The sequence below is a fragment of the Lysobacter sp. 2RAF19 genome (assembly GCF_052115395.1).
Classification (GTDB): Bacteria; Pseudomonadota; Gammaproteobacteria; order Xanthomonadales; family Xanthomonadaceae; genus Noviluteimonas.
In genome coordinates this window covers 172177-197078 of sequence record NZ_JBFRGO010000002.1, presented here as the reverse complement: position 1 = coordinate 197078, position 24902 = coordinate 172177, and the positions used below count along the sequence as shown (strand labels likewise).

Here is a 24902-nt window from a genome sequence, read left to right as displayed (position 1 = left end):
GGCGCTAGCGTTCGAGCCACTGCGTGCGCAGGCGGCGCACGTCGTCGATGAAGCGCACGAAGTCGACGGGCTTCTGCAGGTAACTGTCGGCGCCGCACGCGTAGGTGGCGTCGATGTCGTTCGGTTCGCCGCTGCTGCTCAGGGCGACGACCGGCAGGTGGCGCAGCGCGGGGTCGGCGCGGATCGCCTGCACGACTTCGCGGCCGTCGAGCTTGGGCAGGTTGAGGTCGAGCAGGATCAGCGACGGCAGCGCCTGGCGGTGCGCATCGAGCCAGTCGAGCGCCAGCGCGCCATCGCGCGCGACGACGAGCGGATGCGCGATGCCCGCTTCGATGAACGCAAGGCGCGTGAGTTCGACATCGTCGAGGTTGTCTTCGATCAGCAGCACCGGCGCGAGCGTCATCGCGCCTCCGCGGCGTGTGGCTGATCGTGCGGCAGGTCATGCGGCAGGTCGTGCGGCAGAAACAGATACGCCGTCGCTCCCTCGCCGATGCGGCCTTCGACACGCACGGTGCCGCCATGGCGTTGCGCGATGCGACGCGCGATGGCCAGGCCGAGCCCGCAGCCTTCGGGATGCACGTCGGGCGCCAGGCGCTGGAAGGGGTCGCCCAGGCGCGTCGCCAGTGCAGGATCGAAGCCGAGACCGTGATCGCGGATGCGTAGCGTCGTACCTTGCGGATTGTGTTGCGCATCGACTTCGATGCGCACGGGGCGGTCCTTGTCCGCATGCACCCACGCGTTGTGCAGCAATTCGGCGATCGCGGTTTTCAGCAGACGTTCGTCGCCGCGCGCGTGCATGTCGGGGGCGATGACGACCTGCGCTTCGCGATCGGGCGCTGCATCGCGCAATTCGCCGACGCACCACTCGGCGAGCAGCGTCAGGTCGACCGCGGCGTCGTGCAGCGATGCGCTGCCCGCCTGGAGATAAGTCTGCAAGCGCGCGAGCAGGCGGCCCATGCGGGCGCTCGCTTCGCGGATGCGCCGCAGGTGGTCGCGGCCGGTGTCGTCGAGCGCCTGTGCACTGCCTTGTTCGAGCAGGTAGGCGAAGCTGTCGATGGCGCGCAGCGGCGAGCGCATCTCGTGCGACAGGCCGAGCGCGAGCACGCCCTGGTCCTGGCGCAGCGCGGCGTATTCCGCTTGTAGAGCGTCGATGTCGTGCACGGCGGGGGAACCTGCTGCGACGTTGGCTGCAGTGTACGCAACCGGCCGCGGCTTGCGCGCCTTCACGTCACGAAATGGATCAGAACAGTTCGGCTTGCGGGGAAGGCTTGCGCGGCGGCGTGAATTTGCTCGCGTCCGATGCCGGCAGATCCCCGAACCCCAGGCGCGAATGGGCCTTCCTGAAACGCTGCTGCAACAATTGCGCGAAGGGACCTTCGCCGCGCATGCGCGTGCCGAATCGGCTGTCGTAATCCTTGCCGCCGCGCATCTGCTGGATCAGGCTCATGACGTGCCTGGCGCGATCGGGATAGTGCAGTTCGAGCCATTCGCGCCACACGTCTTTCAATTCATGCGGCAAGCGCAGGAGCGTGTAGCCGGCCGATCGGGCGCCGTGGTCCTTCGCCGCCTGGAGGATGTGTTCGAGTTCGTGGTCGGTGATCATCGGGATCACCGGCGCGACCATCACGCCGACCGGGACGCCGGCATCGGCCAGCGTGCGCATGGCGCGCAGTTTTCCGTGCGGCGCGGTGGCGCGCGGCTCCATGCGCGCGGCCAGGCGGTTGTCGAGGGTGGTGATCGAGAAATGCGCGGTGACGAGATTGTCTTTCGCCATCTGCGCGAGCAGGTCGACGTCGCGTTCGATCAACCCACCCTTGGTCACGAAGCTCACCGGATGCTTCGTCTCGGCGAGCAGCTCGAGGATCCCGCGCGTGATGCGGTATTGGCGTTCGATGGGTTGGTAGGCATCGGTGTTGATGCCCAGCATCAGCGGTTCGGGCACGTAGCCGGGTTTGGCGAGTTCTTCGCGCAGGCGCTCGACGGCGTTGGTCTTCGCGTACAGGCGCGTTTCGAAATCCAGGCCCGGCGAGAGGTCGAGATACGCGTGCGAGGGGCGCGCGAAACAATAGACGCACCCGTGCTCGCAGCCGCGATACGGATTGAGCGAGAGATTGAAGCCGACGTCGGGCGACTGGTTGCGCGTGAGGATGGTGCGCGCGCGTTCTTCGGTGACCTGCGTGTCGGGGTGCGGCGTCGGCGCATCCGTGCCATCCAGGCTGGTGTCGTAGACCGAACCCCAGCCGTCGTCCTCGCCCTGGCGCACGGTCTTTTCGAACCGCCCCGTCACGCGCGAGGCGGCGCCGCGGCCCTTGATCGGTGTCGTTGCCTTGCGCGCGTCTTCCACCCCGCTAGGGTACGCTCCGGCGTCGCACAGGGTGCTACGGAACCTGAATCCAAAGGTCTGGAGAGTCGATGATCGAGGCCTTGCAAGCCGCCTGGCACGCCGTGTCGGACATCCACAATGTCCGGATCTACATGACCGTGCTCTACGTGGTCTACCTCGTGGGCCTCGGGGGCTGGATCGTGCTGCAGAAGCGCGAACCGGTGGCCACGGTCAGCTGGCTGCTCGGCCTGGCCTTGCTGCCGTACATCGGCTTTCTGGTCTACAACTATTTCGGCCCGCAGCGGATCACGCGGCACCGCCTGCGCCGCGCGCGCAGCAAGGCGCCGATGCTGCCGCCCTCGGCGGCCGACGACCTGATCGCGCGCGAGCTCTCGCGCCTGGGCATGGCGACCACGGGCCTGCCGCCGTCGACCGCGCGCGAAGTGCGCATGATCGTCGACGGGCACGCGAAGTACACCGCGCTGCTTGCCGACATCGCGCAGGCCCGCGATTCGATCGACATCGAGTACTACATCTTCCTGCCCGACCGCACGGGGACGAAGGTGCGCGATGCATTGATCGAACGCGCGCGCGCCGGCGTGCGCGTGCGCCTGCTGGTCGATGCGGTCGGATCGTCGAAGACGCCGCGCAAGTTCTTCGCGCCGCTGGCTGAAGCCGGCGGCTTGGTCGCGTGGTTCCATCCGATGCACTTCGGACGCATCTGGCGGCGCCCGTGGTTGAACCTGCGCACGCACCGCAAGATCGCGGTGATCGACGGGCACATCGCATACACCGGCGGCATCAACGTCACCGACGAGGAAGACGAAACGCTGCGGCCGGATGCGTATCGCGACCTGCACCTGCGCCTCGAGGGCCGCATCGCGCGCTCGCTGCAGGTGTTGTTCGTCGAGGATTGGGCGTACGCGACGGAGCATCCGCCGGTGTTGCCGCCCGCGCCCGAGGAATCGGAACCCGGGTCGTATGCGGTGCAGGCGATCGCGTCGGGGCCGGATTCGGATTGGGAAGCCATCCACCGCATGTTCGTCGCGGCGATCCATTCGGCCCAGCGGCGCGTGTGGTTGACCACGCCCTACTTCGTGCCCGGCGAAGCGGCGTTGATGGCGTTGACCTCGGCGGCGCTCGGCGGGCTGGACGTGCGGTTGCTGGTGCCGCGGGTCAGCGATTCGATGATCGTCACGCTGGCGGCGCGCTCCTACTTCGACCAACTGCTCGCCGCGGGCGTGCGCGTGTACGAGTACGGGCCGCGGATGCTGCACAGCAAGGCGCTGCTGGTCGATGGGCACTTGGTCAGCATCGGCAGCGCGAACTTCGACTACCGGAGCTTCCGCCTGAACTTCGAGGTGGCCGTGGTCTGCCACGACGCCCGCCTGGCCGGCGAGCTGGAGCGGGTGATCGAGGGCGACCTGGCGCACTCCCCGCGCGTCCGCGAAGATCGGCCCCGACCGCTCTGGACGGTGCGCCTGCCCGAGGCGGTGGCGCGGTTGCTTTCGCCGCTGCTTTGACCCGCCGGGTTCGTCGTACACTTCGGCGCAAGCACGATCCAGGAACGCGGGAGTCGACGATGCATTGGTTGTTGCTCGGGTTGGCGGCCGCCGCCTTCGCGGTCGCGTTGCACACCACGCTCGCGTGGTTGATGGCCGTGTGCCTGTTGCTGGCGTTGCTGTTCTCCCTGGGATGGGTGCTCGGGCTGTATTCGGCGCGGGCCGGCGCACGTGCGCGCGACGAGATGGCGATGATCGATCCGGTCGAATTGCGCCGCCTGCGCGAGCAGGCCGAAGCGCGCAAGCTCGCCGCGCAACAGCAGCAATCCGGCGAACCGCCGGCGCCGTGACCGCGCAGATCGCGCGATAGGCGGGCGCATGGCCACCTTCCTCAGCGTCAACGTCAACAAGATCGCGGTGCTGCGCAATTCGCGCGGCGGCACGGAACCCGATGTCGTGCAGGCGGCCAGTACCTGCCTGGATGCGGGCGCGCATGGCATCACGGTGCATCCGCGGCCCGATGCGCGGCACATTCGTGCCGAAGACGTTTACGCGCTTTCAGTGCTGACGCGTTCGCGTGGCGTGGAATTCAATCTCGAAGGCAATCCGTTCGCACCGCCGCGCGCGGGCTATCCGGGCTTCGCCGCGTTGTGCGCGCAAACGCGCCCGGCGCAGGCCACGCTGGTGCCGGATTCGGATGCGCAGATCACCTCGGACCATGGGTTCGACTTCTCCGGCGACCTGGGCGAATTGCGCGAACGCATCGCGGAGTTGCACGCGCTCGACTGCCGCGTGAGTTTGTTCGTCGACGCCGGATGCGCGGATGTCGAGCGCGCCGCGGAGGTCGGCGCGCAACGCATCGAGTTGTACACCGGGCCATATGCCGAAGCGTTCGCGCAGGGCGATGCGGGCGCGGCGATTGCGCTGTGCGCACAGACGGCACGGCGCGCGCAGGCGGTGGGGCTCGGCGTCAACGCGGGCCATGACTTGAACGAAGCGAACCTGCCGGCGTTCCTGCGCGGCGTGCCGCAGGTGCTCGAAGTCTCGATCGGCCATGCGCTGATCGGCGATGCGCTGTATCGCGGGCTGGATGCGACGGTGAAGCGCTATCTCGAGGCGATCGCGCACGGCGGTTGAGTGCGGCCAAACAATCGCGCGCAAAAAAAGACGCCGCCCGGAGGCGGCGTCGACAGACAGTGCGTCGTGCTTGATTCTGTGTTGCGTCAGCCCTGCGGCTGCACGAAACCGATCTTGATCATGCCGGCGTTCTTCGCGCTGGCGAGGACCTTGGCCAGCACGCCGTAATCGGCGTCCGGGCTCGTGTCGATTTCAAGCTGGGGCTGGTTGGTCGGATCGCGATTGACTTCGACGAGCATCAGGCCCTTGAGCGCCGAGACCGGCTGCGGCGACTCGTTCCAGTAGACCTGGCCCGAGGCGTCGATGCGGAGCTTGATCGGCTCCGGCGGTTCCTTGGTCTGCGGCGGCGGGTTGAGCGACTTCTGCGGAAGGTCGATGTCGATCGGATAGGAGAGCGTCGGCGCCGTCACCATGAAGATGATGAGGAGCACCAGCATCACGTCGACGAGCGGCGTGACGTTGATGTCGGCCATCGGGCCGCTACCGCCACCGGAACTGAAAGCCATGGTTCTGTTCTCCTAAAGGCTCAGGGCCGTTCTTTCTCGGCCACGAAGCCGACCTTGCGCATGCCCTGGTTCTGGGCGACCTGCACCACCTGCTGGACGATCCGGTACTTGGTCGTCCGATCGCCGCGCACGTTGATGGCCGGCTGCGGCGTCTTCTGGGCTTCGACCGAGAGACGGCTCTCGATCTGGTCCTTGGTGATGGGCTGGTCGTTCCAGTACAGGTTGCCGGCATCGCTCACCGTGATGGTGATCGGCTGCACGATCAACTTGGGCTCTTCGATCTTGTCGAGGTTCGCCTTCGGCAGCTCCACCTTCACCTTGTGGGACATGAGCGGCGCCGTGATCATGAAGATGATCAGCAGCACCAACATGACGTCGACGAGCGGCGTCACGTTGATCTCGGCCATCGGGCCGCCGCTTTCGTTACCGGAACTGAAGGCCATGGGGGAACTCCGTCAAGATTCGACTGATCAGCGCTTGGCCGGCATTTCGCCGACGCGCGCACCCGTGGCGAAGAAGTCGTGCAGGTCGTGCGCGAAGGTGTCGAACTTGCTGTTCGTGACGCGGTTGAGGCGCACGAAGAAGTTGTAGGCGAGCACCGCCGGGATGGCGACGAACAGACCGACGGCGGTCATGATCAGCGCTTCACCCACCGGGCCGGCGACCGCGTCGATCGACGCCTGGCCGGTGGCACCGATCTTGATCAGCGCGCCGTAGATGCCCCACACGGTACCGAGCAGGCCGACGAACGGCGCGGTCGAACCGACGGTGGCGAGCACGGTCAGGCCGTTCTCGAGGCGCGAGGATTCGCGGGTCACGCCCTGGCGCAGGGCACGGTCCACGAACTCCGAGCGGTTCAGCGACTCGACCAGGCGCGAGCCTTCGTGACGCTGGTGGTGCGCGGCGGCCTGCGCGGCGTCGAGCGCGATCTTGGAGAACGGCTCGGCCTTGTTCTGCTCTTCCATGAAGCGGATCGCGTCCTGCGCGTTCGGGGTTTCCCAGAACGTGGAGACGACGCGGTCGGCGCTGCCGCGGATGCGGACGTTCTTGATCAGGTTGATCACGATCCAGTACCACGACATCGCGGACATGATGATCAGGGTGGTGGCGACAACGAGCTGGACGACGTAGTCGCCCGGGTTGCTCAGCATTTCGCGTGCCAGGTGGTCGACGCCCATCTGCTTGAGCGCGTCGGCGTTGCTCCCGGTCGCGGCAACGGCGTTGGTGGTTTCCTGCAGCATGACGCTTACCTTCTGTCTGGAAAGAATGGAGTACTAAGGGAAGAAAAAAGTTACTGCTTGAGTTCCATCGGCAAGATGCCCGAACCCGGCTGGCCCGGACACATCTTGATGCGACGCGCCCAGCTCTGCGCGGCACGGTCCACGTTGCGGTCGCGGCTCGACTGTGCGACCTGGACATCGCTGACCGTACCGTCCGCACCGTACGTCAGCTGCAACTTCATCGAGCCGGTGATGCGCGCGCGACCGACGGCAGCGGCGACCGGGCCCAGCGGAGGCTGGAAGCAGACGTTGGCACGAAGGTCGTTGGGATCGCGTGCCGGACCCTGCGGGCCGACGGGCGGCGCGGGCGGTGCCGGCGGCGGCGCCTGGACGTCGACCGGCGAGGGCTCGTCGAACACGACCGGCGGTTCTTCCGGCGGCGGCGGGAGCGGGCTCGGCTTGGGCACGGTCTGCGGCTTGAGCACGATCTGCTTCGGCGGTTCCGGCGGCGGCGGCGGCGGCGGCGGGGGCGGCGGCGGCGGCTTGATGAAGTTGACCAGGGTCACTTCTTCTTCTTCCACCTGGGCGCCCGGGGGCGCCACCGGCATGAGCAGCAGCATCAGCGCCGCGACATGCAGGGCGATCACGAAAGAGATGCCGACGATGCGCGGCCAGTTCAACGGCTGGCGTGCGTGGCTGTCGGGATGCGGCAGTGTTTCCGTCATGCGCGAGGCTCTGGGGTCAGGGCCCGACGCCTTTTTCGCGCCGGATTGCAATGCTGGCCGCTTACGAAGCTGAAGCGGCCGCGGGAATTTCCAAGCATATATCAATTCCGCGGCGGTACACCAATGCCGCGGGCTCGGTATGTGATGTCGTCAGTCGGCGAGGATTTCCTTCGCTTCCTGCGGCTTCTTCAAGCCCTTGTCCAACGCCTTCTGGGCAGCGGCCTTGGCATCGGCCGTCTTGCCCTGCGCACGCAGGATCTTGGCCTCGTTGAGGTAGGCCTCGCCGTCCTTCGCCATGGGGGCTGCCTTGGAATAGAACTTCAGGGCGTCGGCGTCGCTGCCGTTGTAATACGCGTTCTGGCCGAGCAGCGAATAGGCGGTCGCCAGGTCCGGGCCTTCCTTGAGGATGCCCTTGGCCGCGCCGTCCTCGATCACTTTCTGCGCATCCTTGAAGCGCTCGGCGTTGAGGTAGTTGGCGTACAGCACCTGCAGTTCCTTCGCTTCGGTGAGCATGCCCTTGTTGTAGCCCTCTTCCAGCAGCTTGGTCGCCTTCGCGTCGTCGCCTGCCGCCTGGTAGGCCGACACCGCGTTCAGCAACGCGCGCTTGTCGTTGGGGTTCTTCGCCAGCTGGTCCTCGAAGGTCTTCGCCGCTTCGCCGCCATGGCCGGTGTTGGCGAGCAACTGCGCGCGCAACTGCTGGTACTCGGGCTTGTCGGACTTGGTTTCGGCGAGGAACTTGTCGAGCAGCGCCAGCGATTCGGCGTACTTGCCCGTGGAGTAGTACGTCGCGATGAGGTTGTACATCGCGGTGTAGTGGTTGTTGTTGTCCAGGCCGTTGGCGTCGACGGCCTTCTTGAAGTATTCGGCGGACTTCGCGTCGTTCTTCAGCTCCGAAGCCGATGCACCGGCGAGCTGGTAGGCGAAGGACTGCTCGTACGCATTCAGCCCGCTCGTCGCGGCGAAGGCATCGGCTTTCGCCATGGCGCCGGCGTAGTCCTGCTTCTGGTAGAGCGCCTGGATTTCCTGCAGCGCCTTGAGGTTCTTGCCCTTGGCTTCTCCCTCCGGCGACTTGCGCGTGGCGTTCGGCCACATCTGCTCTTCGGCCGCCTTGCCCTCGTCCTTCGTCTTGCCGAGTTCCTTCTGGCGCTTGGCGCGCTCGTCGCGCATCGACGAGTGACCGTAATCCTGTGCCTGCGCGAATGCGGGTGCGACCGCCGCGACGGCGACGAGGGTGCACAACGCGATTGCGAGCGGGCGGAGCTTGGGGGACGCGTTCATCGGGGGAACCTCGAATGGGATCGGGAGGGTCTTGGGCGGGATGCCCGGGGGGCGCTCACGCTAGCAGAAAGGCCGTTATGTGTAGCGGGGGCGGGATGGTGGATTGTCGATGGGTTCACCCGCAGGCCGGCCGACGCCCGGCGGCGCGAGCCTGGTCGTAAACCGGCACGAGCGACGCTGCGCGCTGCTGGAGTTCGCGGATGCGGCTTTCGGGATTGGGGTGCGTGGAGAGCCACTGCGGCGGGCGGCCGCTGTTCTGGGTGGCCTGGATCATGTTGGTCCACAACTGCACGGCGCCGCGCGGGTCGAAGCCGGCCTGCGCCATCAATTGCTGGCCCACGACGTCGGCTTCGGATTCCTGTTCGCGCGAACCCGGCAGCAGGAAACCGGTTTGCGCGAGCACGCTGCCGCCCTGCACCGCCGCGCTTTGCGCGCCCGCGCCATAACGCGAACCGAGCAACGCACCGAGCAATTCGACCGCGCCCTGCGCGCCCATCTGCCGCGTGATGCGTTCTTCGTGGTGGCGCGAAATCACGTGTCCGATTTCGTGCGCGATGACACCCGCCAGTTCGTCCTGCGTGTTGGCGACCTTGAAGATGCCGCTGTAAACGCCGACCTTGCCGCCGGGCAGCGCGAAGGCGTTGGGCTCGGGATCCACGAACACCGCGGTCTCCCAACCGCTCTGCCAATTCGGCGGCAGTTGGCGCGTGATCGCGCCGACGATGCATTGCACTTCGCGCGTCTGGTGCGCATCGGTACTCAGCCGTTTCTGTTGTTTCACCTCGGCGAAGGCTTGCGCGCCGAGTTGGTTGAGCTCCTGTTGCGAGACGCCGCCCACCACCTGCGTACGGCCGGTGGGAGAGGTCGTCGTGGCGCAGGCGGCAACAGTGGCCGCGATGGCGAGGGCCAGGGCGGCGGGGCGGAGGTGTCGGAGCATGGGCGGCGATTTTCCGAATTCAGGTTCCAAACCCGTATAGGGCAGAAGTCCTGAATTCGGTGTCAAACCGTGAAACGGATCACACCGGCCGTTCGCCCGCCGGTCATTTTCGGCGGGCGTTGCGCCCGCCTGAAGGCCATGTTGCGCGAAACGCGCAGGTCAGACGTCGAGGTTGGCGACCTTGAGCGCGTTCTCTTCGATGAACTCGCGGCGGGGTTCGACGACGTCGCCCATGAGCGTGGCGAAGATCTGGTCGGCGGCGACCGCGTCCTCGATGCGCACCTGCAGCAGGCGACGCGTTTCCGGATTGACCGTGGTTTCCCACAGCTGCTCGGGATTCATTTCGCCCAGGCCCTTGAAGCGCTGGATCTGGCGGCCCTTCTTCGCTTCTTCCATCAACCAGGCGTGCGCATCGGCGAAGCGCGCGATCGGCTGCGCGCGATTGCCACGAACGATTTGCGCACCCTCGCGCACCAGGCCGTGCAGCAGTTGCGCGACTTCGCGCACCGCGCGCAGCTCGCCGGTTTCGAATGCGGCGATCGGCAGGATCTGCACGATCTCCTCGCCCATGTGCGTGCGGTGCACGGCGATCGCGGCGGGGCGCGATTCGGTGGCCGTGTGCAGCTCGAGGCGATAGCGCGGCTTGCCCAGGCCCTTCTGGTTGAGGCGCTGTTCGAGCGCGCTGAACTGCTGCGCGGTCGCCTCGTTGGCGTGCGCGGCATCGAGCGGAACGAAGTCGACCAGCGCTTCGAGCAGCACCGGATCGTAGCGATGCGCGTTGCGTGCGATCGCATCGCGCGCCGAAGCGTAGGCGAGCAACAGCTTCTCGAGGTTGTTGCTTTCGATCGCCGGTTCGCCGTCGGCGGGAATCAGCGACGCACCTTCGACGGCGTTGTTCGCGAGGTACACATCGAGCGCTGCGTCGTCCTTCAGGTACAACTCGTTCTTGCCCTGCTTGATCTTGTACAGCGGCGGCAGGCCGATGTAGATGTGGCCGCGCTCGATCAGCTCCGGCATCTGCCGGTAGAAGAACGTCAGCAACAGCGTGCGGATGTGCGAGCCGTCCACGTCGGCGTCGGTCATCAGGATGATGCGGTGGTAACGCAGCTTGTCCGGGTTGTATTCGTCCTTGCCGATGCCCGTGCCGAGCGCGGTGATCAGCGTGCCGACTTCCGCGCTGCCGAGCATGCGGTCGAAGCGCGCGCGTTCCACGTTGAGGATCTTGCCCTTGAGCGGGAGGATCGCCTGCGTCTTGCGGTTGCGGCCCTGCTTCGCCGAGCCGCCCGCCGAGTCGCCCTCGACGATGAACAGTTCGGATTTCGCCGGGTCCTTCTCCTGGCAGTCGGCCAGCTTGCCCGGCAGGCCGGCGATATCGAGCGCGCCCTTGCGGCGGGTGAGGTCGCGGGCCTTGCGCGCGGCTTCGCGAGCGCGTGCGGCGTCGACGATCTTGGAGGCGATGGCGCGGGCCTCGTGGGGGTGTTCCTGCAGGAACTCCTCCAAACGTGTACCGAACGTGCTCTCAACGACCGGGCGAACCTCCGACGAGACCAGCTTTTCCTTGGTCTGCGAGGAGAAGCTCGGGTCGGGCACCTTCACCGACAGCACCGCGATCATGCCTTCGCGCATGTCGTCGCCGGACAGCGTGATCTTGGCCTGCTTGGCGATGCCGCTCTGCTCGATGTAGTTCGACAGCGTGCGCGTCAGCGCCGCGCGGAAGCCGATCAGGTGCGTGCCGCCATCCTTCTGCGGAATGTTGTTGGTGAAGCAGAACATCGTTTCCTGGTAGGAGTCGGTCCACTGCAGGGCGACGTCCACCGTGATGCCGTTCATTTCGCCCGACACGGAAATCACGTTCGGATGCAGCGGCGTCTTGAGTTGCGCCAGGTGTTCGACGAACGAACGAATGCCACCTTCGTATTCGAAGACGTCGCGCTTGCCCTCGCTGCCGTCTTCCTGCACGCGCAGGTCGGTCAGCGTGATGCGCACGCCGGAGTTGAGGAACGACAACTCGCGCAGGCGCTTGGCCAGGATGTCGTAGTGGAATTCGACGTCGGTGAAGATCTCGCGTGCCGGCTTGAAGCGCAGCAGCGTGCCGCGCTTGGGCGAGGTTTCGAGTTGCTTCAACGGATACAGGGATTCGCCGAGCGAATACTCCTGCTGGTAGTGGTGGCCATCGCGCCAGATATCGAGCCAGAGATGCTCGGACAGCGCATTGACGACCGAAACGCCCACGCCGTGCAGGCCGCCGGAAACCTTGTAGCTGTTGTCGTCGAACTTGCCGCCCGCGTGGAGCACGGTGAGGATCACTTCCGCGGCGGAAATGCCCTCTTCCTTGTGGATGTCCACCGGGATGCCGCGACCGTTGTCGCCCACCGAGACCGAGCCGTCCTGGTGCAGGATGACGGAGACTTCGTTCGCGTGGCCGGCGAGGGCTTCGTCGATCGAGTTGTCGACGACCTCGAACACCATGTGGTGCAGGCCGGTGCCGTCGTGCACGTCGCCGATGTACATGCCGGGACGCTTGCGAACGGCCTCCAGGCCGCGCAGGACGGTGATCTTGCTGGAATCGTAGGTGTTGTTCTGGACGGTGGGCTCTGCGCCCTCGGCGTGTTCTTGCTGCGACATTCGGCTCGGGGCTCCCGCGACGCGCACGCGCGTCGAGACACATTAGCTATGGATGCACAGTGTATCAAAACGCACGCAGCGGCCGCCCGCTGCACGTGCGTCAGCCGTGCTGTCCTTCAGGGTGGAGCCGGCCTTCCTCGACGTGCACGCGCAGCAGGCGCCCTGTGTGCGCCAGCAGAGCCTCCGGCGCATCGGTGCCAGTCACGAAGACTTGCGCGCCCGTGGCCACAAGGTCGTCGACGACGCGGGCCTGGTGCGTGCGATCGAGTTCGGACGCCAGGTCATCGAGCGCGATGACCGGCCAGTCGCCCGCCAGGCCTGCGTGGAGCCGCGCCTGCGACAGGAGAAGCGCAAGGGCAGTGAGCTTGGCTTGTCCGCGGGACAACGCATCGCGGCCCGGGATCCCCGTGAATCCGATCCGCCAGTCCGCGCGGTGCGGGCCCACGCTGGTGAAGCCCATGGCGAGGTCGCGCTGGCGGGCGAGCAGGAGGGCGTCGGACAGGCTGACCTCATCACGCCGCCAACCGGGCTGAAGCGTGAGGTGTTCGATCCCCAAGGCCGGCGCCAGCGTGGCTCCCTCGCCAGCGAAACGGGGCTGCCACTGGCCGAGGTAGGTTTCGCGGCTGCGCGTGATGGCTTCGCCACTCTCGGCCAGCTCGTGTTCCCACCCGTCGAGCTCTGCCGTACGGGCCCCGGCTTTGAGCAGGGCGTTCCGCTGCTTCAGGGCACGTGTATAGCGGCGCCACACGCGAAGGAAGTCCGGTTCCACGTGGAACAGACCCCAATCCAGAAGGCGGCGGCGGTTCTCCGCACCACCGGTCACCAGCTCGTGGCTGCCGGGCTCGAAGGTCACAACCGCCAGTGCGGCGCAGAGCTCGCCGAGATGTGCGACGTCCGCGCCATCCAAGCGGCCCTGCCAGGTGGCCCCGGTGTGCCGTAGACCCGCTTTGCGAGTGCGGCCACCGGTTTCCTCCCACTCCACGAAGACCTCGAGGGCAGGGGCGCCCTGGCGGATGAGGCCGTCACGAACCCGGCCACGAAAGCTCCGCCCGTAGGCCATGAGGTGCATGGCCTCCAGGACCGAGGTCTTGCCGGCGCCATTGGGGCCGGTCAGCAGGTTGAGCGCCGGGTCGGGCGCGAACGAGACCGTCTCAAAGCGCCGCAGCCCACTGATGTCCAACCGGGTGATTCGCATCAACAGGCCCCAAAGCAGAACGCCCGGACCAGGCCGGGCGTTCTTGCGCGTTCCACGTGGAACAGAGGCCGGATCACAGGCGAAGCGGCATCACCACATGGCGGCACTTCTCACTCCCGGCCTCGCGAACGAGTGCGGAGGAGTTGGCGTCGCGCAGCTGGAGGATGACGTGCTCGTCGCGCAGGGCGGAGAGAGCATCCAACAGGTAATTCACGTTGAAGCCGATCGCCAGGCCGTCGACGCGGGTATCGGCTTCGATTTCTTCCTGCGCTTCTTCCTGCTCGGGGTTGTGCGCGTTGATGCGCAGCTGGCCGGGCGAGACCTCGACGCGGACACCGCGGTACTTCTCGTTCGAAAGGATCGCGGCGCGCTGCAAGGCGGCACGCAGGACTTCGCGGTCCACCTTGACCTCGCGGTCGGCGCCGATCGGAATCACGGCCTCGTAGTCAGGGAACCGACCGTCGATGAGCTTGCTGGTGAAAGTCACATCGTCGCGCTTGACGCGGATGTGGTTGCGGCCGACTTCGAGTTCGAGCTCGCGATCGCCGCCTTCCAGCAGGCGCTGCAGCTCCTGCACGCCCTTGCGCGGCACGATGATCTGGCGCTTGGCCTGGGCGCCGCCATCGAGCGGGGCTTCGCACAGCGCAAGGCGGTGGCCGTCGGTGGCCACGCAGCGCAGCGTCTTGTCGCGCAGGTCGAACAGCAAGCCGTTGAGGTAATAACGGACATCCTGCTGCGCCATCGCGAATGCAGTGCGCTCGATCAATTCCTTGAGGCCGGCTTCCGGCACGCGCACGCGTTCGGTGGCTTCGACTTCGTCGACCGACGGGAAGTCGTTGGCCGGCAGGCTCGCCAGGGTGAACCGGCTGCGACCCGCAGACACCGTGACCTTGTCGCCGGACTGCGAGACGGTGACCTTACTGCCATCGGGCAGGGCACGGACGATCTCGAACAATTTGCGGGCCGGGATCGTCGTCTCGCCGTCCTGCGCGTCGTCGACGGCATGGCGCGCGACCATTTCCACTTCCAGGTCCGTGCCGGTCAGCGACAGCTGCCCTGCGCGCACCTGCACCAGCAGGTTGGCGAGGACCGGGAGGGTCTGGCGACGTTCGACGACATTGACGACTTGCGCCAACGGCTTCAGGAAGACTTCGCGTTGCAGGCTGAAACGCATGCGGTCTGGTTCCCCGGGTCCAAGCTCTGGAAGGATGGATAAATCAAAAGAGTGGTGGTGCTTGGTGTCGCAAAAATCTGGGTATTGCAGGCTTAACTGATTGATCCTGAAACGTTTATCGACGTGAGCAAAGCGTGTACAAACCGGGCGCCGGCCCCGGGAAAAGTTGTGGATAAAACTGCTGCCCCCTGGTTGGGTGACGCCTTATCCACAACTTGCCCCCGACTCATTCACTGAGTTTGCGGATGAGCTTGTCCCAATCTTCCCGCAGCTTGCCGTCGGTCTCCATCAGCGTCCTGACCTGCCGGCAGCCGTGCAGGACGGTCGTGTGGTCGCGACCGGCGAACGCGTCGCCGATCTCGGGCAGGCTGTGTTCGGTCAGCTCCTTGGCCAGCGCCATTGCCACCTGGCGCGGGCGAGCGAGCGAACGCGTCCGCCGTTTCGACAACAAATCCTTGACCTGCAGGCCGTAGTAGTCTGCCACGGTCTTCTGGATGTTGGGGATGCCGATCGCCTGCTGCTGCGCGCGCAACAGATCGCGCAGCGTCTCCTGCGCGAACTCCGGCGTGATCGCGCGGCCGGTGAAGTTGGCGCGCGCCGACAGCGTGTTGAGCGCGCCTTCGAGGTCGCGCACGTTGGAGCGCATCTTCTTGGCGATCAGGAAGGCCACGTCTTCGGGCAGGTTCGCCCCGCGCTCGCGCGCCTTGGACAACACGATCTGCGCGCGCGTTTCGAAATCCGGCGGTTCGATGGCCACCGACAAGCCCCACGCCAGGCGCGATTTCAGCCGCGGCTCCAGGCCCTCGACTTCGCGCGGATAGCGATCGCAGGTCAGGATGATCTGCTGCTTGCCGTCGAACAGCGCGTTGAAGGTGTGGAAGAACTCCTCCTGCGTGCGGTCCTTGCCGGCGAAGAACTGGATGTCGTCGATCAGCAGCGCGTCGACCTGTTGGAACTGCCGTTTGAAGGCGTCCATCGTCTTGTCCTGCAGCGCCTTCATCATCGCGCTGAAGAACTGCTCGCTGCGCAGGTACATCACGCGCATCCGCGGATTGCTTTCGCGCATCGCGTTGCCGGCGGCGAACATCAGGTGCGTCTTGCCCAGGCCCGTGCCGCCGTACAACAACAGCGGATTGTGCGAACGATCGCCGGGCTTGAGCGCGGCCTGCCATGCGGCGGCGCGCCCGAGCTGGTTGCTGCGGCCTTCGACGAAGTTGTCGAAGGTGTAATGCGTGTCGAGGTTGCCCTGGAACGGCTCGATCGGCGCCGGCGCGCGCGCGGGCATCGAAGGTGCCGACGAGGGCGGCGGATCGCGACGCAACGCTCCGATTTCCAGGCTGACATCGGCGCTGCCCGCGTAATGTGCGACCAGCTCGCGGATGCGGTCGAGATAGCGCGCGCGCACCTCTTCCATCACGAAGGCATTGGGCGCGTAGAGGACCAGTCCATCGTCGCGGAGGCGGGCCTGCAAGGGCTTGAGCCAGGTATGGACGTCTTCAGCCGGATATTCGGCTTCGAGGCGTTCGAGACAGCGGGGCCAGGCTTCCATCGCGCGTTACGGTGTCCGTCGACAAGCCAGCACGCGAGCGGGGGCAACCCGCACGATGCTGTGGATAAGTGGGAGAAAGGCAGACTACCACCGGCACCCGGATGCGCCAACGTAAACCGCGCCGCCCGTCTGCAATCGTGATTTGAGTTGACCATCACTGCATTGCCCCGCTAGACTTTCGGGTCTTGTCCGCAAAAACCGCACGCGAGCCGCATCATGGCCACCAAGCGCACCTACCAGCCCAGCAATTTGAAGCGCAAGCGCGACCACGGCTTCCGTGCCCGCATGAAGACCGCCGACGGCCGCAAGGTCCTCGCACGTCGTCGCGCCAAGGGCCGTCGTCGCCTGACCGTCTGACCCGCCCGGCCTTCGTGGCCGTGCCGGACTTGGCGGCAACGCCAGACCTGACGACAACCGATCACGCGCGAACCGACCCCATGGACGCCGGCCTGCCCCGCAGTGCCCGCGTCCGCCAGCGGGCCGAGTTCGACCGGGTGTTCGCCGATGGTCGACGCAACGCAGATCCCCTCATGAGCCTGCACTGGCTCGGCGGCACCGCGCCTGCGCGCCTGGGGCTTGCCGTGTCGCGCAAGGTCGATCCGCGCGCCGTCGGCCGCAATCGCATCAAGCGCGTGCTCCGCGCCGAATTCCGCACACTTCGACTTCAGCTCGCCGCTGGCGATTACGTGCTGGTGCTGCGCGCCGCAGCGCGAACAAGCGACGGGAAAGCACTCCGCGCGGCAATGATCTCGCTCTTCCGTCGCGCCGGCGCGTTGCCCCCCTCGTCTGCCGGCGGCACAATGCCCGCCGCTTGCCTGCCGGGCGATCCGCCCCCATCCCCTTGAACTTTCGCGCGCTGCATTCGCTGCGCGCGCATCCTGCCGCCCGAGCCCTCCTGAATGAACCAGACCCGCGTCTTCCTCGTTATCGCCTGGATCCTGGTGGCGACGCTGCTCTGGATGGAGTGGAACAAGGAGCACACCGCCGCGCTGCAAACGCCGCCGGCCGTGACGCAAACCGCTTCCGCCAACGGCGTGGTGCCCGGTGCCGTGCCGAGCGCGCCCACCGCCGCGGCGGCCGGCGTGCCGAGCGCACCTGCACAAGCCGGCGTGCCGACGACGGCCACGGCGCGCGCGCAGTCGAGTGACGCGGTTACCGTCACCACCGACACGCTGAAGATCACGCTCGACGGCGGCAACGTGCGCAACGCCGAACTGTTGAAGTTCCCGAGCGAGGCCAAGTCCGAGGACACCGGCAACGTCACGCTGTTCGACGCCGACCCGGCGCGCTTCTACGAAGCGCAGAGCGGTTGGGTCAGCAGCTCGGGCCCCGCGCCCGACCATCTGGCTGCGTTCGTGCCCGAAGGCGCCACGCGCAACTTCACGCTCGCCGCGGGACAGAATTCGATTGCCGTTCCCTTCACCTGGACCGGTCCGAACGGCGTGACCATCCGCCGCACCTACACCTTCCCGCGCGGCGGCTACGCCATCGAAGTGCGCGATGAAGTGGTCAACCACGGCGCCGCGAACTGGCAGGGCTACGTCTACCGCCAACTCGTGCGCAACCCGCCGCCGCAGAAGACCGGTTACACCAATCCCGAAGCCTTCGCCTTCCACGGCGCCACCTGGTACACGCCCGGCGACAAGTACGAGCGCCGCAAGTACCAGGACTTCGTCGACGACGGCACGCTCGACAAGGACGCGACCGGCGGCTGGATCGCGCTGCTGCAGCATTACTTCTTCACGGCGTGGATCCCGGGCGACCAGGACAAGTCGAAATTCACGCTCACCACCACGCAGGAAGGCGGCATCACGCATTACGTCGTGCGCGCGCTCGGCCCCGGCGTCAACGTCGCGCCCGGCCAGACCGCGGAAACGCATGCACGTCTGTGGGTGGGTCCGAAGTTGGTGAGCGCGATCGAAGCGCAGAACGTGCCGGGCCTGACGCGCGCGGTGGATTTCTCGCGCTTCTCGATCATGGCCACGCTCGCCGGCTGGCTGTTCGTCGTGCTCTCGGCGATCCATTCGGTCATCGGCAACTGGGGTTGGTCGATCGTCGGCCTGGTGATCCTGATCCGCGCACTGCTGTTCCCGATCGCCGCCAAGCAATTCCAGTCGATGGCGAAGATGCGCAAGTTGCAGCCGCGCATGCAGCAGTTGAAGGAGCGCTACGGCGACGACCGCCAGAAGCTGCAGATGGCGACGATGGAGTTGTACAAGAAGGAGAAGGTGAATCCGGCGACGGGCTGCCTGCCGCTGCTCATCCAGATGCCGATCTTCCTGGCGCTGTATTGGATGCTTTCCGAATCGGTCGAACTTCGCCACGCGCCGTGGGCGCTGTGGATCGACAATCTTTCCGCGCGCGATCCCTTCTTCGTGTTGCCGATCATCAACGTCGCGATCATGTGGGGCACGCAGCGCCTCGCGCCGACCGCGGGCATGGATCCGACGCAGCAGAAGATGATGCAGCTGATGCCGCTGGTGATCGGCGTGACGATGATCTTCTTCCCGGCCGGCCTGGTTCTGTACTGGGTGACCAACGGCGCGCTCGGCCTGCTGCAGCAGTGGTGGATGCTCAAGCGCGACGCGGCCACGACGAGTCCCGCCAAGGCGTGACCGACCACGACACCGACACCATCGTCGCCATTGCCACCGCGCCCGGTGCCGGTGGCGTCGGGATGGTGCGGTTGTCGGGCGCGCGCAGTCGTGCGATCGCCGAAACCCTGTGCGGCGCCGCACTGGTGCCGCGCCACGCGCACTACGTGCGCATCCGCGCCGATGGTGAATTGCTGGACGACGGCATCGCCCTGTACTTCGCGGCGCCGGCGAGTTTCACCGGCGAGCATGTCGTCGAACTGCAGGTGCATGGCAGTCCGGTCGTGCTGCAGCGGATCGTCGCTGCATGTCGCGCGCTCGGTGCCCGCGACGCCCGCCCCGGCGAATTCTCCGAACGCGCCTTCCTCAACGGCAAACTCGATCTCGCGCAGGCCGAAGCGGTCGCCGACCTGATCGCCGCCGCCGACACCCGCGCCGCACGCGCTGCGCGCCGCGCACTGGATGGCGTGTTCTCCGAGCGCGTCGATGCCGTAGCCACCGAATTGCTCCACCTGCGCGTGCACGTCGAAGCGGCCATCGACTTCGCCGACGAATCGCTCGACACCCTTGGCGGCGAACAAGTCCGCGCAGGCCTCGAACGCGCCGCGTCGCAGATCGCACGACTGCTCGTCGATGCCGAACGCGGCCGCAAGCTGCGCGACGGATTGCACGCGGTGATCGTCGGCCCGCCGAACGCCGGCAAGAGTTCGCTGCTCAACGCCCTGGCCGGCAGCGAGCGCGCGATCGTCACCGACATCGCCGGCACCACGCGCGATCTGTTGCACGAAACCGTCCGACTCGACGGTGCCGAACTCACCCTGGTCGACACCGCGGGGCTGCGCGAAGGCGGCGATGCGATCGAACGCGAAGGCATGCGTCGCGCACGCGAAGAGTTGCGGCGGGCGGACCTGGCGATCGTCGTCCTCGATGCGCGCGAGCCCGAGCGCGGTCGCGCCGCCGTCGCCGATGCGATCGACGATGTCCCCAGTCGCCTCTGGATCCACAACAAGGCCGACTTGCTGGATACCGCGTTCGAAGGCACCGACGACACCGTCTTCGTTTCCGCGCGCACCGGCCAGGGGCTCGACACCCTGCATGCGCGCCTGCGCCACCTCTCCGGGGCCGACGCCGCCGACGCGGCAGAAGGCACCTTCACCGCCCGGGCCCGCCACGTCGACGCCCTGGCACGTGCGGCGCTCCACGTGGAAGACGCGCGCGGTCAGCTCGCCCGGGAAGCCTTGGACCTGGCCGCCGAATCCCTCCGCGCCGCGCACGACGCCCTCGGCGAAATCACGGGGCGCGTGGCGCCCGACGCCCTGCTCGGCCACATCTTCAGCAGCTTCTGCATCGGCAAGTAGCCTTCGCTGGCCTGTTAAGCGTGCGATTTCCGTCACGGGACCTTGACAAAAGCCCGCCTCTGTCGCGTCCTTAGCACACGTGCCCGCCAGGGGGCACAACCAGGGGAGTGGTTCCGTTATGTACGCAAGTTCCAATCCGCAACCGCGCGTGACGCGGATGCATCTTTTCGTGCTGGTCGCGATGGGCGTCGCCCTCGCCGCCTGCAACAAGTCCGAAGGTCCCACGACCGCAGGCACCGCAACCAGCGCCACCGCGGCTGCCGCCGCCGCCGCGAAGCCGGTCGCCGCCGTTTCCGAAGCCGTCGCCGCGATGAGCGCCGACCAGCTGCGCGAATCGGCCAGCGCCGCGCTCCGCGACCAGCGCTTGTACGCGCCGGCCGGCAACAACGCGATGGAGTACTACCTCGCGCTGCGCGACAAGGCCCCGAGCGATCCGGCGGTGGCCAGCGCACTGACCGACCTGATGCCCTACGCGCTCATCGCGACCGAGCAGAGCATCCAGCGCGAAGACTTCGCCGAATCCCAGCGCCTCTACGCGCTGATGGAAAAGACCGACGCCACCGCGCCGGCCCTGCCGCGCCTGAAGCAGACCATCGCGCAGCAGCAGCAGGCCGTCGCCGCCCGCGCCGAACAGGACAAGGTCAAGACCGAGGAAGACGCCAAGCGCCAGGCCGAACTCGAGAAGACCCGCCTGGCGCAGCAGCAGGCCGCGCAGCAACAGGCGGCCCAGCAGCTCGCCGCGCAGCAGGCCGCGCAGGCCGAAGCCGACAAGAAGGCTGCGGCCGATCGCGAAGCCGCCGCCGCGAAGGAAGCGCAGCAGAAGGCCGCGGCCGCCAGCGCACCGGCGCAGGCGCCCGCACAGACCGCAGCCGCACCGGCCGGTGGTGGTGGTGGCCTGCGCGCGGTGTCCACGCCGGCGCCGCGTTACCCGGCCGAAGCCGCGCGTCGCAACCAGAGCGGTGAAGTCCGCCTGGAGATCACCGTCGGTACCGACGGCACGGTCACCGCTGCGCGCGTCGTCGACGCCACCCCGCCGCGCGTGTTCGATCGCGAGGCGCTTGCAGCGGTGAAGCGCTGGAAGTTCGCGCCCATCGATGCGCCGGTCACCACGACGCGCACGATCAACTTCCGCCCCGGCGGCTGATCGCTTCTTCGCGGCAAAGAAAAGCCCGGCAATCGCCGGGCTTTTTTGTTGTGCTCCCTCCCCTGCGACTCCAGGGGAGGGCCGGGGAGGGGTTCAGGCGGAGATGGCAAGTTTCTCCTGCTTGTAGCGTTGCGTCGCAGCGAACCACAACACCAGCGCCAGCCCGAACCCGGCGACCAGGTACACCATCCACTGCATCGGCTCCATCGGCTCGCCACGCACCACTTTCATCAGCGCCTGGTTCTGCGCGAGGAAGGGCACGGCGAACATCCACAACTGGTTCTTCACCGGGCTCACCATCAACGCGATGGTCGGGATCATCGGCAGCAACATCAGCATGCTCATGTAACTCTGCGCTTCCTTCACCGATTTCGCGCCCGCCGCGATGAAGGTCAGCAGCGACGTCCCGATGAACAACATCGGCACCAGCAGCAGCAGCATCTTCGCGATCGCCGGCATGCTCACGTCCATGTTGCGTCCGATGCCGGGCGAAAACGCCGCGCCGACCTTGAACGCGATCAGCGTCAGCAGCAGCGACGTCCCACCCACCACGCACGCGGCCAGGATCTTGCCCGTCACCACCGCGCCGCGATGCGCCGGCGTCGCGAGCAAGGGTTCGAGCGACTGGCGTTCGCGTTCGCCCGCGGTCGTGTCGATGATCAGGTACGCACCGCCGAGGAACGCACCGAGGATCAGCAGGTAAGGCAGGAACGCCATCACCATGCCGCGCCGCGCTTCGGGCGTCGACAGATCCTTGTGCGCGACGGCGAGCGGCGCGGCGACACTCGGGTTCATGCCGCGCGCGAGCAAACGCAACGCGCCGACCTGCTGTCCGTACAACGTGAGCGCGGCTTCGATGCGACGCACGGGAATTTCCGAATCCTGCCGCGTGCCGTCGTGCACGATTTCCACCAATGCCGGCGATCCTTCGTGCCACTGCTTTTCGAATTCCGGGCCGATGCGCAGGTACACGTCTTCGGCCTGCGTGCGGATCGCGGTATCGAGATCGCCTTCGAAGGCCTTGCGGCGGATGCCCTGGCCCGCGAGCCACTTCACCATGTTCGGCGCGTGCTCCACGCCGACCATCGCGACATCGAGCGGCTTCTCGACCTGGCTCTTCGCGCGCGACTCGGCCAGCGTCAGGATGCCGAGCATGATCGCCGGCGAGATCAGCGGGCCGAGCACCAGCGCCAGCATCAACGTCCGCTTGTCGCGGACGAATTCCCGCAGTTCCTTCATCAGGATCGTGCGGATGGATTGCATCGATTTCATGCGTGCAGCCCCTCTTCCGATCCGATCAATCGCACGAAGGCGTCCTCGAGGTTGGGTTCGTTGGTCTGCGCGCGCAATTCATCCGCCGTGCCTTGCGCGACCACGCGCCCGTGCGCGATCACGACGATGCGATCGCACAGCGCGGCGACCTCCTGCATGATGTGGCTGGAGAAGATCACGCAACGCCCTTCACCGCGCAGGTGCCGCAGGAAGTCGCGCAATCCGCGGGTGGTCATCACGTCGAGTCCGTTGGTCGGCTCGTCCAGGATGACGTTGCGCGGGTCGTGCACGAGCGCCCGCGCGATCGCGGTCTTCGTGCGCTGGCCCTGCGAAAAGCCTTCGGTCATCCGGTCGAGGAAGTCGTCCATCTGCAGCGCCGTCGACAACGCGCGGATGCGCGTGTCGATCGTCGCCGCATCCAGGCCGTGCAACTCGCCGAAGTAGCGGATGTTCTCGCGCACGGTGAGGCGCTTGTACACGCCGCGCGCATCGGGCAATACGCCCAGCGCTCGGCGTGCGGCGTCGGCATCGGCGGCGACATCCTTGCCGTCGACCAACACGCGCCCGCTCTCCGGCCGCATCAGCGTGTAGAGCATGCGCAGCGTCGTGGTCTTGCCCGCGCCATTGGGGCCGAGCAGGCCGGTGATTTCACCGTCGCGCGCTTCGAAGCCCACGTCGTCGACGGCGACGACCGGCGCCTTGTCCTTCCCTTTCCCGGGGAAGGTCTTGCGGAGATGTTCGGCGACGATCATTACGGCTCCCATCCATTGAACGAGGTGAACGGCGGCGTATACGTGAGCGTGTCCAGGCACGTGGCGTCGAGCTTCTTCGCATCCGCCGTCTCGAGGAACTGCGCCCACAACTTCGGCATGCAACCGGCGGCGATCACGTTGTGGCCCTGGCCGCGCAACACGAGCGCGCGGCCCTTCGGCAAGGTCTTCACCACTTGCGCGGCGTAGGACGGCGGCGTGACCGGATCCAGCTCGCCCGACAACAACAACGCCGGCACGTCGGTGGACAAGGGCGCGTGGAAATCCTTCGGCACCGCGCCGCGCGGCCACACCGAACACTGCGCCTGCATCAGGTCGACCAGCGAATTGCCGAGCAGCGAAGAGGCCATCGCATCATCCACGCGCAACCCGGCCGCATCTTCCGAACACACCACCGACAACTGCATGCCGTAGGCCATCGCGTCGGCCATCGAACCGCCGAGCATCTTCGACAGCGACATCAGGTTTTCGTAACGGCCCTGGTCGGCTTCGTGCAGCAGCAAGGGCAGGATCGAGGAGGCGATCGGCACGTAGGCATACATGCGCGCCAGGCCCGCCACGTGGCCCGGGCGCAAACGTTCTTCCTTCATCTCGCCTGTGGCGGCGTCGCGGTATTTCACCAGCGGCGCTTCGGCACGCAGCTTCGTCATCAGCGCGTTGAGGCGTTCGCGCGGATCGCCGAGCGCCTTGGTGCAGCCGGGCGTCTTCGCGCATTGACCGAATTGCAGGTCGAGCGCGGACTCCAGGTTGCGCGCGAAATCGTTGCCGAGATAGATCGCGTTGGGCGCGACCGAATCGAGCACGATCGTGCGCGTGTGCTGCGGATAATGCATCGCGTACTGCTGCGCGACGCGCGTGCCGTAGGACACGCCCATCAGGTTGATCTTCTGCGCGCCGATCGCTTCGCGCACGGCGTCCAGGTCGCGCGTTGCGTCGGTCGTCGTGTAGAAGCGCAGGTCGGCCTTGCGCGCGAGTTGGTCGCGACACTTCACGGCCATCGCACGCGAGGCTTCCGGCGATTCGTCGGCGTCGGCCGCGCTGGTATCGACGGTATCGGGCGCGGCTTTGTCCTCGTCGTCGGGCTTGCACAGCAAGGGGTTCGACTTGCCCGTGCCGCGTTGGTCGACCATGAGCAGGTCGCGATTCTTCGACGCGTCATGGAACGCCGGGATCATCCCCGGGAAACTTTCCGTCGCCGATTGGCCGGGGCCGCCTGCGATGAGGAACACCGGATCGGGATCGTGGTTGCCCGATTCATCGGCGGGGATCCACGCGATGTTGAGCGCGATGCGGCGGCCCTTGGGTTGCGCCGGATTTTCCGCGACCGACAAGGTGCCGCACTGCGCTTCCACGCTCTGCCCGCCCATCGGCGGCGACAGCGTGCAGGGCTTGAAGGCGATGCGACCCAGCTTGCGCGCGGGCGCAGGTTCGGCGGCGACCGGCTTGCGCGGGCCTTCGGGTTTGTCGGGCTTGTGTTGTTGCCATGCGCGGTAGCCGAGAAAACCGGCGGCCACGGCAATGATGATCAGCGTGCGGGTCTTGCGAGACATCGGCGCGTTTCCCTCCCCTCGATTGGCATCCATGGTGACAGGA

The 24902-nt window shown here is 66.8% G+C and carries 24 protein-coding genes; 8 read left to right on the top strand and 16 right to left on the bottom strand.

The annotated features are described in order from the left end of the window. Positions 1-4 precede the first annotated feature (4 nt). The 3 genes from AB4059_RS07735 to AB4059_RS07725 all read right to left on the bottom strand — a co-directional run bounded on the left by AB4059_RS07735 (position 5) and on the right by AB4059_RS07725 (position 2374). Positions 5-403, bottom strand: coding sequence for a response regulator (locus AB4059_RS07735; protein WP_498978214.1), 399 nt, complete (start codon positions 401-403; stop codon positions 5-7). Then, the gene (locus AB4059_RS07730; protein WP_498978211.1) at positions 400-1161 is read right to left on the bottom strand and encodes a sensor histidine kinase; all 762 of its coding nucleotides are present in this window, start codon (positions 1159-1161) and stop codon (positions 400-402) included. Before AB4059_RS07730 ends, AB4059_RS07735 begins: the two co-directional genes overlap by 4 nt. Positions 1162-1240: 79 nt before the next feature. After that, positions 1241-2374, bottom strand: a complete 1134-nt coding sequence (locus tag AB4059_RS07725; RefSeq protein ID WP_498979035.1) for a PA0069 family radical SAM protein — start codon at positions 2372-2374, stop codon at positions 1241-1243. A gap of 38 nt (positions 2375-2412) precedes the next feature. On the opposite strand from AB4059_RS07725, the gene cls reads away from it, so the two are divergent. From cls to AB4059_RS07710, 3 genes are read left to right on the top strand one after another with little or no spacing between them, the layout of a single operon-like run. After that, positions 2413-3846, top strand: coding sequence for a cardiolipin synthase (gene cls / locus AB4059_RS07720; RefSeq protein ID WP_498978207.1), 1434 nt, complete (start codon positions 2413-2415; stop codon positions 3844-3846). 59 nt (positions 3847-3905) lie between these two features. Further along, on the top strand, positions 3906-4175 hold the full coding sequence (locus AB4059_RS07715; protein WP_498978205.1) for a hypothetical protein: 270 nt from the start codon (positions 3906-3908) through the stop codon (positions 4173-4175). A 28-nt stretch (positions 4176-4203) separates the two neighbouring features. Further along, positions 4204-4962, top strand: a complete 759-nt coding sequence (locus AB4059_RS07710; RefSeq protein WP_498978203.1) for a pyridoxine 5'-phosphate synthase — start codon at positions 4204-4206, stop codon at positions 4960-4962. A gap of 86 nt (positions 4963-5048) precedes the next feature. Here the strand turns inward: AB4059_RS07710 and AB4059_RS07705 are convergent, their stop codons facing one another. From AB4059_RS07705 to dnaA, 10 genes are all read right to left on the bottom strand, one after another. Then, positions 5049-5468, bottom strand: a complete 420-nt coding sequence (locus tag AB4059_RS07705; RefSeq protein ID WP_498978201.1) for an ExbD/TolR family protein — start codon at positions 5466-5468, stop codon at positions 5049-5051. A gap of 20 nt (positions 5469-5488) precedes the next feature. Further along, on the bottom strand, positions 5489-5911 hold the full coding sequence (locus AB4059_RS07700) for an ExbD/TolR family protein (protein WP_498959350.1): 423 nt from the start codon (positions 5909-5911) through the stop codon (positions 5489-5491). Positions 5912-5938: 27 nt separating this feature from the next. Next, positions 5939-6709, bottom strand: a complete 771-nt coding sequence (locus AB4059_RS07695; RefSeq protein WP_498959349.1) for a MotA/TolQ/ExbB proton channel family protein — start codon at positions 6707-6709, stop codon at positions 5939-5941. A 50-nt stretch (positions 6710-6759) separates the two neighbouring features. Then, the gene (locus AB4059_RS07690; protein ID WP_498959348.1) at positions 6760-7413 is read right to left on the bottom strand and encodes an energy transducer TonB family protein; all 654 of its coding nucleotides are present in this window, start codon (positions 7411-7413) and stop codon (positions 6760-6762) included. A gap of 150 nt (positions 7414-7563) precedes the next feature. Further along, positions 7564-8691 carry a tetratricopeptide repeat protein gene (locus AB4059_RS07685; RefSeq protein ID WP_498978199.1) on the bottom strand — a complete coding sequence of 376 codons (1128 nt, stop codon included), beginning with the start codon at positions 8689-8691 and terminating at the stop codon, positions 7564-7566. A gap of 115 nt (positions 8692-8806) precedes the next feature. After that, positions 8807-9628, bottom strand: a complete 822-nt coding sequence (locus tag AB4059_RS07680; protein ID WP_498978197.1) for a M48 family metallopeptidase — start codon at positions 9626-9628, stop codon at positions 8807-8809. Between the two features lie 159 nt (positions 9629-9787). After that, on the bottom strand, positions 9788-12253 hold the full coding sequence (gene gyrB, locus AB4059_RS07675; protein ID WP_498978195.1) for a DNA topoisomerase (ATP-hydrolyzing) subunit B: 2466 nt from the start codon (positions 12251-12253) through the stop codon (positions 9788-9790). A 100-nt stretch (positions 12254-12353) separates the two neighbouring features. Beyond that, the gene (gene recF / locus AB4059_RS07670; RefSeq protein ID WP_498978193.1) at positions 12354-13448 is read right to left on the bottom strand and encodes a DNA replication/repair protein RecF; all 1095 of its coding nucleotides are present in this window, start codon (positions 13446-13448) and stop codon (positions 12354-12356) included. A gap of 73 nt (positions 13449-13521) precedes the next feature. Then, a complete protein-coding gene (dnaN, locus tag AB4059_RS07665) occupies positions 13522-14622 on the bottom strand; it encodes a DNA polymerase III subunit beta (protein WP_498959343.1) in 1101 nt (366 codons plus the stop codon). Between the two features lie 226 nt (positions 14623-14848). Continuing rightward, positions 14849-16171: a chromosomal replication initiator protein DnaA gene (gene dnaA, locus AB4059_RS07660; RefSeq protein WP_498978191.1), complete on the bottom strand. Its 1323-nt coding sequence runs from the start codon at positions 16169-16171 to the stop codon at positions 14849-14851. Positions 16172-16387: 216 nt separating this feature from the next. Between dnaA and rpmH the strand changes: the two genes are divergently transcribed. The 5 genes from rpmH (at position 16388) to AB4059_RS07635 (ending at position 21267) form a co-directional block, all read left to right on the top strand. Beyond that, positions 16388-16528, top strand: a complete 141-nt coding sequence (rpmH, locus tag AB4059_RS07655) for a 50S ribosomal protein L34 (protein ID WP_156640208.1) — start codon at positions 16388-16390, stop codon at positions 16526-16528. A gap of 80 nt (positions 16529-16608) precedes the next feature. Continuing rightward, on the top strand, positions 16609-17016 hold the full coding sequence (rnpA, locus tag AB4059_RS07650) for a ribonuclease P protein component (RefSeq protein WP_498978189.1): 408 nt from the start codon (positions 16609-16611) through the stop codon (positions 17014-17016). Between the two features lie 54 nt (positions 17017-17070). Next, on the top strand, positions 17071-18786 hold the full coding sequence (yidC, locus tag AB4059_RS07645) for a membrane protein insertase YidC (protein WP_498978187.1): 1716 nt from the start codon (positions 17071-17073) through the stop codon (positions 18784-18786). Continuing rightward, positions 18783-20123, top strand: a complete 1341-nt coding sequence (gene mnmE, locus AB4059_RS07640; RefSeq protein WP_498978185.1) for a tRNA uridine-5-carboxymethylaminomethyl(34) synthesis GTPase MnmE — start codon at positions 18783-18785, stop codon at positions 20121-20123. Before yidC ends, mnmE begins: the two co-directional genes overlap by 4 nt. 157 nt (positions 20124-20280) lie before the next feature. Beyond that, on the top strand, positions 20281-21267 hold the full coding sequence (locus tag AB4059_RS07635; RefSeq protein WP_498978183.1) for an energy transducer TonB: 987 nt from the start codon (positions 20281-20283) through the stop codon (positions 21265-21267). A gap of 93 nt (positions 21268-21360) precedes the next feature. Here the strand turns inward: AB4059_RS07635 and AB4059_RS07630 are convergent, their stop codons facing one another. From AB4059_RS07630 to AB4059_RS07620, 3 genes are read right to left on the bottom strand one after another with little or no spacing between them, the layout of a single operon-like run. Beyond that, the gene (locus AB4059_RS07630; protein WP_498978181.1) at positions 21361-22539 is read right to left on the bottom strand and encodes an ABC transporter permease; all 1179 of its coding nucleotides are present in this window, start codon (positions 22537-22539) and stop codon (positions 21361-21363) included. Beyond that, positions 22536-23291: an ABC transporter ATP-binding protein gene (locus AB4059_RS07625; protein WP_498978179.1), complete on the bottom strand. Its 756-nt coding sequence runs from the start codon at positions 23289-23291 to the stop codon at positions 22536-22538. Before AB4059_RS07625 ends, AB4059_RS07630 begins: the two co-directional genes overlap by 4 nt. After that, complete coding sequence (locus tag AB4059_RS07620) at positions 23291-24859, bottom strand: alpha/beta hydrolase (RefSeq protein ID WP_498978177.1); 1569 nt, start codon at positions 24857-24859, stop codon at positions 23291-23293. The genes AB4059_RS07625 and AB4059_RS07620 overlap by 1 nt, the downstream gene beginning before the upstream one ends. Positions 24860-24902: the final 43 nt, after the last annotated feature.